Genomic DNA, 10,965 nt, shown 5'->3' with positions numbered 1-10,965 from the left:
TTTAAATTTTTAGGTGAATTTTGTGCCAATAATTTACACAAATCTACCTGTGGTTTTTGTATAAATTCGCCATAAACCATTACATGCGCATATTTATCCAACTGATTTTTAATGGCTTCAGTTACTTTTGGATGATTATGACCCAAGCTATTTGCAGAAACACCAGCAACAAAATCTAAGTATTTTTTACCTGAGGTATTATATATATAACTACCTTTTGCACTAGAAATCTCTAAAGCAAGTGGGTGAGGACTGGTTTGTGCTTGGTATGTAAAGAAATCTTTTTTCATCTAATTTTTAGTGGGTAAAGTTTCTTTTGATTTTTTTCTTTCTTTTTTAGTTGGTTTCGTTAAAATAGGTTTTATCAAATCTTTATCAGATTTTATGGGTTCTTTTTTTTGTTTATCTTTTTTAAAGATGTCTTCTTTAGACTTTGGTTGTTCTGATGCTCGCCAAATAAACCCTTTTAATCTGTTTACTTTTTCTGGTAATTTAGAAGGCGGATATGTTGTACCTTCAGATTTTTTCAAATATTTAATTTGCTCAATTTCACCTTCATTCAACGTAAATTCTATATTACTAGAAATTTCTTTAGTAATAGTTTCTAAAACACCTTGCTCGTTTCTATTAAAATAAACAGACTCAGCATTACCTTTTACCAAAAGTAGTTTTAATTTATTTTCTGAAAATTTACCGAACATATTTCTTCCTTTAATTTGATTAAAGTTATCATTCGATAAAGAGTCTTTAGATACTATAAATGAATTGTTTAAAACTTTTAAAGAATCTAATTTTTCTGTTTCTACATTCGATAATAAGTGTATGGTATCTCCTGTAATTTGATTGCCATCAGACCATAAAACAGGATTTCTAAACATTCTTGTGAGACCTTTTTCTTGATCTGTGTGTATAGAATCACATTTGCCTTGTAAATCAGATTTAAAAATTTTAACATTATGGTAGGTTCTAACAATACGTTTTTCTGGAATACCTGTTACTAATAACGTATCTCCGTGTATAAAGGTAGAGTCTTTGTCTATTATTGATATGGCAACCGCTCTTTTGATAATAAAAAGCGAGTCTTTTTCCTCAAATATTTCTGCATAATTACCTTTAGTTACAAAGTTTTTAACTGTATCTATTACTTGTATATTGTTCGTTGCAGATGCAAATCCTTTATTTTTATCATAATACAAGCTATCTCCTTCTACAGTTCTCTCTTTTAAATAAAGTTTTGCGTTTTTTACAAAATAGGAAATGTCTGTTTTTGTATTGTAGAAACCTCTTTCACAATAAATTTTATTTTCGTTTTTTGTATTGGTAATGGTAGATGGACCATACAAATAAGCCAAACCTGAATTTGTGTAATAATCTAAATGATTTGAAGCTAAATTGTGCTCTGGGTTTACAACAGTAACTCTTGTTGTGGCGGTAAACTTTTTGTTTTCTAAATAATAGTTTCCGTTTTTACTTTTTAAAGTATTTGTTCGGTCTTTTATGGTGGCAAAAGTTCTGTAATATAATTTTTGATTCAATCGATCAAACTGCAATGTGTCTGTAGTTAAAGTCATTTCTGGATCTTTTAAAACCACATTGCCCCAAGAAAGCGCTTGTTCTGTATTGGCATCATAATCTACATAATCACTAGTTTGTGTTATGGTATCTCCTTGTTTGATAAGTACGTTATTTATGGCCTTAAAAAAATTTAGTTTTTTGTAGTAATAGGCTTTGCTACAGGTTAATACAGCGCCTTTATGCGTCATTTTTACATTTCCTAAAAGTACAGTGGCACCTGGGTATTTTTCTTCGTCTACAAATTGTTGTGCAGCACCAACCACCATTTTTTTAGTTTGCGAGAAAACAAAGGCAGTTTGTGTAAAAAATATGAATAAAAGTATTCTTTTCAAAATAAACGATTTTACGCAAAAATAACGAAAAGAAAATGGCAAACTATTAAAGAAAAGTAAAATTCTAACTATATTCTTTTTTCTTTTTAAATACTTTGTTTTGAAGTTTTTTTGCTTTGGGAAAAAGTATATTATTTTCTATATGAATATGATCTTGAAGTCGGTCGTCAAAACTTTTTAATTTTACATATAAAAGTTTAAAAGAGTCGCATACGTTTTTTGGTAATGTATAGTATTTTGTAAGTTTTGCAATTTTTTGAAATGTTTTACGAATTTTAAAATGTTCGTCTTCAAAACTGTCTATGATTTTTATTTTTTTTGAAAAATGATACTTTAATGTAGAAACGCCATTTTCTAGTTTTAATAACTCATTTAAATACGGAAACAAAATGGTTTCCTCATTTTTCATGTGTTCTAAAATTTCTTCTGAAATACCTTGTATTAAGGTGTTTACCTGTATTAATTCGGGATATGCATAACCATATAAATCTGCTACTTTATTTCCATACTCTTTTAGTAATAGAATGTTTTCTTCTTTATAATCATGATGAATATCTGAAAGAAACTCTATAAGAAAGTCTAATTTCCAAGAATTGTAATTTTGTAAATAATATACTTCTTTATTTACAGCTGATAATTTATGTACTATTTTTTTTGTGTCTATTTTATAAAGCTCACAAACACTTAAAAAGTTTTTATTACCATCAATAGAGTAGTCTATATGATATTCTTTAAATACTTTAGACGTGTTGATGTTATCTAAAACAATGTCTGCAATAAGCTTATTCTCAAAACGTTCCATGTACTTATAAATTTATTACAAATTTCAATTAAATAATTGGTTGTAAATATGACTTTTATCAGTACCTCAAATAAATTTCAAAAAAAGTAAAAAATGTAGTTGATATATGCAAAAAACCCTTATTTCTGTTTATAAATAAGGGTTTTTGTTATAAAATGTTTAATGATACTATCTTAATATGGTTTGTTTTCTGTCTGGACCTACAGAAACTATTTTTATTGGCACACCTGTTTCTTTTTCTATAAAAGCAACGTAGTCCAACAAATTTTTAGGTAATTGTTCAGCAGAAGTCATTTTTGTTAAATCTTCTGTCCAGCCTTTAAACTCAGAATAATTTACAGAAACGTTTTCTGGTTCTATGTTATAAGGTAAATGAGAAATTTCTTCACCTTTATAATTGTAGGACGTACATACTTTTAAAGTATCAAAACCAGAAAGTACATCACCTTTCATCATCATTAATTGTGTTACCCCGTTTACATCAACAGCATATTTTAAAGCTACTAAATCTAACCAACCACATCTTCTGGGTCTACCTGTTGTAGCTCCAAATTCGTGCCCAACTTTTGCCATAGTTGCTCCATCTTCATCAAACAATTCTGTAGGAAAAGGACCTGAACCAACTCTAGTGGTGTATGCTTTAAAAATCCCAAAAACTTCGCCAATTCTATTTGGCGCAACACCTAAACCAGTACAAGCGCCTGCTGCTGTTGTGTTAGATGAAGTCACAAAAGGATACGTACCAAAATCGATATCTAATAAAGAGCCTTGTGCACCTTCTGCTAGAATGGTTTTCTTATCTTTAATAGCTTGATTTAAAAACTCCTCACTATCAATAAAAGCTAGTGTTCTAAGTTTGTCTATTCCTCTACAAAATTCTGCTTCTAATTCTTTTAAATTGTATTCTATCTGAACATCGAAAAACTCCAACATTTTAATGTGCTTTTCTGTAAGCGCATCGTACTTCTCTTTCCAGTTTTCTAATTCTAAGTCTCCAACACGCATTCCGTTTCTACCAGTTTTGTCCATGTAAGTAGGACCAATTCCTTTTAGAGTAGAACCAATTTTTGCTTTTCCTTTAGAGGTTTCTGAGGCAGCATCTAACAGTCTATGTGTAGGTAAAATTAAATGTGCCTTTCTAGAAATTAATAATTTAGAGGTATAGTCTATATTGTGTTTGTCTAAATTTTCTAGTTCTTTTTTAAAAATTACAGGGTCTATAACTACACCATTACCAACCACATTTAAAGCTGTTTTGTGAAAAATTCCTGAAGGAATTGTGTGTAAAACGTGTTTTGTTCCATCAAAAATTAGTGTATGTCCTGCATTTGGGCCACCTTGAAAACGTGCAATTATATCATAATTTTTTGTTAGAACGTCTACAATTTTTCCTTTTCCTTCATCTCCCCATTGTAATCCTAGTAATAAATCTACAGCCATTAGTTGTGTTAATTTGTTGTTTGTTTTGTTGTATTGTTAGTTAAGATTTTTTCTTTTTTGTTCCGTAAAAGTAAAGTGAATGATTGTGTATATCAATATCAAAAATATCTTCTATGGTTTTTTTTATGATTTGTATTCTTGGATCGCAAAATTCTTTTACATCTCCAGAATCTGTAAAAATTACATGGTCGTGATTTTTATCGAAGTAACTTTTTTCATAACGAGCCATAGATTGTCCATCAAATTGGTGTTTTCTAACCAAACCACAATTTAATAGAATATCAATTGTATTGTAAAGCGTTGCTCTACTAACTCTATAGTTTTTGTTTTTCATTTTGATATATAAAGATTCTATATCAAAATGCTCATCTGCATCATAAATTTCTTGAAGAATTGCATAACGCTCAGGTGTTTTTCTGTGCTTATTTTCTTCTAAATAGGATGTAAATACTTTTTTTACTACTTCTTGATTTTCAAGAGAATTACTCATTTTCTTAAAATTTTACGAAAAGACAAATTTACAGTTATTTCTTTATAAATGCAGTTTTTTTGAAAATGATATTTACAAAGTATTAACACGCTCTACTTTTTTAACTCCCTCAATTTTCTGTAGGTTTTTTGTTAATTTATTAAGCTGTGCACTGTTTTTAACGCTTAAGCTTATTTTACCATCAAACACACCATTATCTCCTGCAATGTTTATACTGTTAATAAAAACGCCCATATTGTTAGAAATAATTCTTGTAACGTTGTTTACAATCCCTTTATTATCTACACCATTTATATGCAAAATTGCTTTAAATTCTTGTTTGGTAGAGTCTATCCATTTTGCTTGCATAATTCTATATGCATAGTTAGATTGTAGAGAAATTGCATTTGGACAATTTTTTTTATGCACTTTTATTCCTTCGTTTATGGTTAAAAACCCAAAAACATTATCTCCAGGTATTGGATTGCAACATTTAGAAAGTTTATAATCTAATTTTTCTTCTTCTTTACCAAAAACTAAGGCATCAAATTTATCAGTTACTTCTTCAGAATCTATAAGGTCTTTATTGGTACTATTGTTTCTTCTTAATTTAGTTTTAAAAAAGTTTAAAATAGTACTATTTCTTTGTGAAACAAATGCTTTTAGTTGGGTATTATCTAAAGAACCATTACCAATTCTAAAAAACAAATCAAAACTTGTTCTAAGTTTAAAGAAATTTACAAGTTCATTAATTGTTTTTTCATTAAAAGGAATTTTTAAGTGGCGTAATTTTCTTGTTAAAATAGCCTTTCCTTCTTCTGCTATTAGTTTTTCTTCTTCTTTTAAAGCAGCTCTAATTTTAGTTTTTGCTCTGGCTGTTATTACAAAATCTAACCATCTAGCATTAGGTTTGTTAGAAGAACTTGTAATTACTTCTATTTGATCTCCACTTTTTAAAGTATGACTTAAAGGCACTAATTTACCGTTAACTTTTGCACCTCTACATTTTAAACCTACATCTGTGTGTATTGCAAATGCAAAATCTAATGCAGAAGCATCTTTTGGCAACGATTTTAAATCACCTTTCGGTGTAAAAACATAAATTTCTTTTGCGTATAAATTCAGTTTAAATTCTTCTACAAAATCTACCGCATTTAAACTTTGGTTTTCTAAAGATTCCTTTAATCTATTCAACCACGCTTCTAAACCACTTTCATTCGTATTACCTTGTTTGTATTTAAAATGTGCTGCGTATCCTTTTTCTGCAATTTCATTCATTCTATTAGAACGTATTTGCACTTCTACCCATTGAGCATCTGGCCCCACAACTGTAATGTGTAAAGCTTCGTAACCAGTAGATTTTGGTTGAGAAATCCAATCTCTTAAACGAGTAGGGTTGGGTTTAAAATAATCTGTAACTATAGAGTAGATTTTCCAGGCATCAAATTTTTCATCTTTAGAAGTAGGCTTAAATATAATTCTTATGGCAAATTTGTCATAAACTTCATCAAAAGTTACGTTTTGTTTACGCATTTTCCTACGAATAGAATAAATGGATTTAAAACGTCCTTTGATTTCATATTTAAAATTTTCTTTATCTAAGCCTTCTTTTAACCTGTCTGCAAAGGTTTCTAAATAATTTTGTTGGTCTTCTTTACTTGCTTTTATTTTGGCTACAATATCATTAAAAACCTCTGGTTCTGTATATTTTAAGCCTAAATCTTCTAACTCTGTTTTAATATTGTATAAACCTAACCTGTGTGCTAAAGGGGCATAAATATACAGTGTTTCTGAAGCTATTTTTACTTGTTTATGTGCTGGCATTGCATCCATAGTTTGCATATTGTGCAATCGGTCTGCAATTTTTATGAGAATTACTCTAACATCATCATTTAATGTTAGCAGCATTTTTCTAAAATTTTCTGCTTGTATAGAAGCGTCTTGTTCTTTGTTTAAACGAGAAATTTTGGTTAAACCATTTACAATTCTTGCAATGGTTTCTCCAAATAACTGCTCCATATCATCTAAAGTGTACTCTGTATCTTCTACAACATCGTGCAATAAAGCTGCGGCTATAGAAGTTGCACCTAGACCAATTTCCATAGCCACAATTTTTGCTACAGCAATGGGATGAAAAATATAAGGTTCACCTGTTTTTCTGCGTTGTTTAGAATGTGCATCTACAGCAATTTCAAAAGCCTTTCTAATCAAATCTTTATCTTCTTTAGAAAGTACTTCATAAGTACCTTTTAGCAAATCTTTATATCGGTTTGCTATTTCTTTATTTTCTTCTTCTATGGTTGCTGTATATGCCATAAATTATGGTAAGATTTATGTTTAAAAATCTAAAGTGAATTTAGGAATAAGTATTTGAACAAGCAAGAAAATTAAAGTCTAAATTTAGATTTATTTAAGGCTTTTATTGTTGTAAATTTTTAACTCTATCCAACAAAGTTGGATGTGAATAATGCATAAAAACATAAGAAGGGTGTGGTGTTAAATTACTCAAACTATTTTTGGATAGTTTTTTTAAAGAAGTTATTAAAGGTTTGCCAGCAAAGGTGTTTTTTGCAAAATTATCTGCTTGGTATTCAAATTTTCTAGAAATATAATTCATAAACAATCCTGTAATTTCTGATATTGGAGAATATAAAATACCAAATGCAATTAAACCTGCATGAAAACTAGGTGTGGTTACACCAATTGCTTCAGAAAAAATAGGCAAATTTACAAATAATGATAATAAAAACAGCGTAAAACCAGTGAGTAGGATAGAGGTAAAAAGATTAAATAAGATATGTTTTTTCTTATAATGGCCTACTTCGTGTGCTAAAACAGCTACAATTTCTTCGGTTTCTAAATCATTAATAAGCGTATCAAAAAGTGTAATTCTTTTTTGAGCGCCAAATCCAGAAAAATAGGCATTTGCTTTTGTAGACCGTTTAGAACCATCTATAACAAAAATATTATCTAGCGTAAAACCTACTTTTTCTGCATATTTTTCTATAGCGAATTTTAATTCGCCATTTTCTAAAGGCGTTTGTTTGTTAAAAATTGGGACTATCAATTTGGCATAAAAAAGATTCATGAATAAAGAAAAAACAGCTACTAAAACCCATGCATATATCCAAAAACTTGTACCAGTTAATTGATAAAACCAAATAATGAGAGCCAAAATACCACCACCAAGTATAGCCGTGAGTAGAGTACCTTTTATTTTATCTAACCAAAATGTTTTTTTGGTAGATTTATTGAAACCAAATTTTTCTTCGATAACAAATGTTTTGTAATAGGAGAATGGTGTGGTTAAAATATCTGACCCAATCATAATAATACCAAAGAAAATTAAGGCAATTATAATAGGATTGTCAGAAATACTTCTCGCTAAATTATCAACATATTTGAACCCATCCATAAAAAAGAAGCCTAAGGTTAAAACAATAGAAAATGTAGATGTTAGGTTAGAAAATTTTGCATTCTCTTTTTTATAGGCTTGAGATTTTTTATACGCTCCTTCATCATAAACATCTGCTAATTCTGTAGGAATTTTATCATTAAAATGTTTGGCATTTAGTGTGTCTAAAATTTTGTCTACAACAAAACTGATCACTAAAATTGCGATTAAAATATAGAATAGGGTTGTCGGATTCATTTATATATTATTTCTTCATTTTTTTGGCATACATAGCAGCACCAATAATACCAGCATTGTTTCTAAATTCTGCTACTTTTACAGAAATATCTGTGGTTAAATGTCTTTTAAAATTATCATACTTTTTACTAATTCCACCACCTAAAACAACTAAACTCGGTGTAAAAACTAATTTGATGTATTCTAATAAAGAATCGAATCGAATTGCCCATTCTTCTAATGTTAAGTCTTCTCTTTTTCTAACGGAATCTGCTGTGTATAGTTCTATAATATCTCCATTGGTATGTAACATTTTACCAACTTCTAAATTCGGTATTAACTTTCCTTTAAAAAATAAACCAGAGCCAATACCTGTGCCAATTGTTATCACAATAACCAACCCTTTTTCTTTTTTAGCAGCTCCTAAACTAACTTCTGCTAAACCCGCTAAATCAGCATCATTACTTACGTGAAAAGGTAGTTTGCATTGTTTTTTAAATAGCTTATCTACTTTTACACCTAACCATTCTTCACTTAAATTTCCAGAATGGATGCATTTACCATCTACAATTGTGGTCGGAAAACTACAACCTACTTCTTTTTTCCAATTAAAATGTGTTACCATTTGTTCTACAACTTTTGCAACTGCTTCTGGTGTAGCTGGTTTTGGTGTGGGTATTCTATGTCTTTCAGATAATAATTCGCCTGTTTTGGTGTTTACAATAGCTGCTTTTATACCAGAGCCACCTATATCTATTCCTAATGATTTCATATCTAAAGTTTTTTATGATATTTTATGTAAATAATCTTTGTCTCTTAGCCTCAAACAATACAATAGCAGCTGCAACAGAAACATTCATGGAGTCAATTTTACCTTGCATAGGTATGTTTATATTTTGTGTTGCTTTGTCTCTAAAAATTGCTGTTAAGCCTGTCGCTTCTGTACCCACAACAATGGCTGTTGGTTTTCTATAATTTTCTTTAAAATAAGCATTTGAGTTTTGTAATGTAGTTGCATACATATTGATGTTGTTTTTAATTAAAAAACTAACAATTTCTTCTGAAGTACCTACAGCAATTTGATTGGTAAAAATACAGCCCACACTAGAACGTATGATGTTTGGATTGTATAAGTCACTTTTAGGGTTTGCAATTAGCACAGCATCTACATTTGCTGCATCTGCAGTTCTTAAAAATGCACCAATATTCCCGGGTTTTTCTACACTTTCTGCCACTAAGATTAATGGATTATCATTTTTAAAAACAATATTGTCTAAAGAAAAGTCTTTTGTTTTTGCAATTGCTATAATACCTTCTGTAGAATTTCTGTAAGCTACTTTTTGATATACCTCTTTAGAGATTTTAATAAGATTGATGTTTTCATGAAACATTGCCGATATTTCACTTTCTGAGATTAGTTCTTCAAAAAATAAAATGGAATCAAATTGATATTTTGCAGCTATTGCTATAGTAATTTCTCTTTTACCTTCTATGATAAAAAGGCTTTTTTTATTGCGTTCTCTAGATTTTTCTTGGAGTTTTAAAATGTTTTTTACAAGAGGATTTTGGCTGCTAGTAATTTCTTTCATCAACACAAATATACCTAATTATAGGTATTGTGTAAAGTTAGTTTTGTGCAATCTTTGTAAAAGATAATATATGGCACTTTTAGTTTGTTATACAAATTATTTGAATTATTAAATTTCTAAGAAAAAGAAGACTTTATCCGCTACTTATTATCGGTAACTGTTTTTGAAAAAAAAAGGCTCGCAATTCCATCTTACGGAAGCGAGCCTTTTATAGTTTATTTTCTATTTATTTTGATTTATACTTGTTAGCATAACGTTTCCATAGTTCGGTTTGGTGTGTTTCTAAACTAATATCTCTACCTTGTATAAAAGCTTTTGTTATAATGTTTCCTCTCATTTCTAAAGCATCTCCTTCAGAAATAAATAGGGTTGCATCTTTACCAACTTCTAAAGTACCTGCAAAGGCATCTATACCTAAAATTTTTGCAGTATTTGAAGTGATTAACTTTAAAGCTTCTTCTTTGTCTAAACCAAAGGCAGCAAAAGTACCCGCATAAAAAGGAAGATTTCTTGTATTCATGCGTTCCATTTGCCCTTCCATACCTAAACTAACTACAACACCTTTGTCTGTTAGTGTTTTTGCAATGGTATATGTTTTGTCATAAGCATCGTCTTCACTATCTGGATTTCTATGAGGTCTCTCTAAAATTACAGGAATATTATTTTTTACCAATAAATCTGCTATTTTTTCTACACCTTCTGCATGTACAATTACAATATTATTAATTCCTAATTCTTTAGAAATCATAATAGCATCTGTAATTTCTTTTTGCCCACTTACGTGTATAAAAAGTCTTTGTGTGCCATTAAACAAACCATTGGTTGCTGCATATGGTAAATGTTTTTTATCTGGATTTTTAGCTAAATAATTTTTTGCATCAGTTAGATAGTTTTTTATTCTATCAGTATTTTTAGAGTAATTTGGGTCTGGTTTTAATGCAGGATCTTCTCCTAACCACCATCTACCACGTCTAAAACTAGAAGGCCAATTCATATGTATTCCATCATCTGTTTTAATAGCTGCATCTTCCCAATTCCAAGCGTCTAATTGTACGATAGATGATGTACCAGAAATAATACCACCTCTTGGGGTAATTTGCGCCATTAAAACACCATTTGGTCTCATT

At 29.7% G+C, this 10,965-nt stretch carries 10 protein-coding genes; all 10 read right to left on the bottom strand.

Features of this window, described 5'->3' with window-relative positions; all coding sequences use genetic code 11:
• Positions 1-290: aminotransferase class III-fold pyridoxal phosphate-dependent enzyme (locus tag ACTG3S_RS12015; RefSeq protein ID WP_439129591.1), on the bottom strand; the 290-nt coding region annotated here is incomplete at its 3' end.
• Positions 291-1,907, bottom strand: coding sequence for an OstA-like protein (locus ACTG3S_RS12010; RefSeq protein WP_439129590.1), 1,617 nt, complete (start codon positions 1,905-1,907; stop codon positions 291-293).
• Positions 1,908-1,971: 64 nt separating this feature from the next.
• Positions 1,972-2,709 carry a DUF542 domain-containing protein gene (locus ACTG3S_RS12005; protein WP_439129589.1) on the bottom strand — a complete coding sequence of 246 codons (738 nt, stop codon included), beginning with the start codon at positions 2,707-2,709 and terminating at the stop codon, positions 1,972-1,974.
• Between the two features lie 168 nt (positions 2,710-2,877).
• A complete protein-coding gene (locus tag ACTG3S_RS12000; protein WP_439129588.1) occupies positions 2,878-4,149 on the bottom strand; it encodes an adenylosuccinate synthase in 1,272 nt (423 codons plus the stop codon).
• A 40-nt stretch (positions 4,150-4,189) separates the two neighbouring features.
• Positions 4,190-4,639, bottom strand: a complete 450-nt coding sequence (locus ACTG3S_RS11995; RefSeq protein ID WP_439129587.1) for a Fur family transcriptional regulator — start codon at positions 4,637-4,639, stop codon at positions 4,190-4,192.
• A 72-nt stretch (positions 4,640-4,711) separates the two neighbouring features.
• Positions 4,712-6,934: a RelA/SpoT family protein gene (locus ACTG3S_RS11990; RefSeq protein ID WP_439129586.1), complete on the bottom strand. Its 2,223-nt coding sequence runs from the start codon at positions 6,932-6,934 to the stop codon at positions 4,712-4,714.
• A gap of 103 nt (positions 6,935-7,037) precedes the next feature.
• Complete coding sequence (locus tag ACTG3S_RS11985; protein WP_439129585.1) at positions 7,038-8,270, bottom strand: M48 family metallopeptidase; 1,233 nt, start codon at positions 8,268-8,270, stop codon at positions 7,038-7,040.
• A 7-nt stretch (positions 8,271-8,277) separates the two neighbouring features.
• Complete coding sequence (gene ppgK, locus ACTG3S_RS11980; RefSeq protein ID WP_439129584.1) at positions 8,278-9,021, bottom strand: polyphosphate--glucose phosphotransferase; 744 nt, start codon at positions 9,019-9,021, stop codon at positions 8,278-8,280.
• 22 nt (positions 9,022-9,043) lie between these two features.
• Positions 9,044-9,838, bottom strand: a complete 795-nt coding sequence (locus ACTG3S_RS11975; RefSeq protein ID WP_439129583.1) for a TrmH family RNA methyltransferase — start codon at positions 9,836-9,838, stop codon at positions 9,044-9,046.
• Positions 9,839-10,064: 226 nt separating this feature from the next.
• Positions 10,065-10,965 (bottom strand): amidohydrolase family protein (locus ACTG3S_RS11970; RefSeq protein ID WP_439129582.1); only part of this gene is annotated, 901 nt, incomplete at its 5' end.

Source organism: Polaribacter sp. (assembly GCF_965656025.1).
Lineage (GTDB): Bacteria > Bacteroidota > Bacteroidia > Flavobacteriales > Flavobacteriaceae > Polaribacter.
This window is presented reverse-complemented; position numbering and strand designations above follow the sequence as displayed.

Excerpts from the sequence above, each read along its gene's own strand:
- ACTG3S_RS12005 (WP_439129589.1), bottom strand. The coding sequence starts at position 2,709 with ATGGAACGTTTTGAGAATAAGCTTATTGCAGACATTGTTTTAGATAAC.
- ACTG3S_RS12000 (WP_439129588.1), bottom strand. The coding sequence starts at position 4,149 with ATGGCTGTAGATTTATTACTAGGATTACAATGGGGAGATGAAGGAAAA.
- ACTG3S_RS11995 (WP_439129587.1), bottom strand. The coding sequence starts at position 4,639 with ATGAGTAATTCTCTTGAAAATCAAGAAGTAGTAAAAAAAGTATTTACA.
- ACTG3S_RS11990 (WP_439129586.1), bottom strand. The coding sequence starts at position 6,934 with ATGGCATATACAGCAACCATAGAAGAAGAAAATAAAGAAATAGCAAAC.
- ACTG3S_RS11985 (WP_439129585.1), bottom strand. The coding sequence starts at position 8,270 with ATGAATCCGACAACCCTATTCTATATTTTAATCGCAATTTTAGTGATC.
- ppgK (WP_439129584.1), bottom strand. The coding sequence starts at position 9,021 with ATGAAATCATTAGGAATAGATATAGGTGGCTCTGGTATAAAAGCAGCT.
- ACTG3S_RS11975 (WP_439129583.1), bottom strand. The coding sequence starts at position 9,838 with ATGAAAGAAATTACTAGCAGCCAAAATCCTCTTGTAAAAAACATTTTA.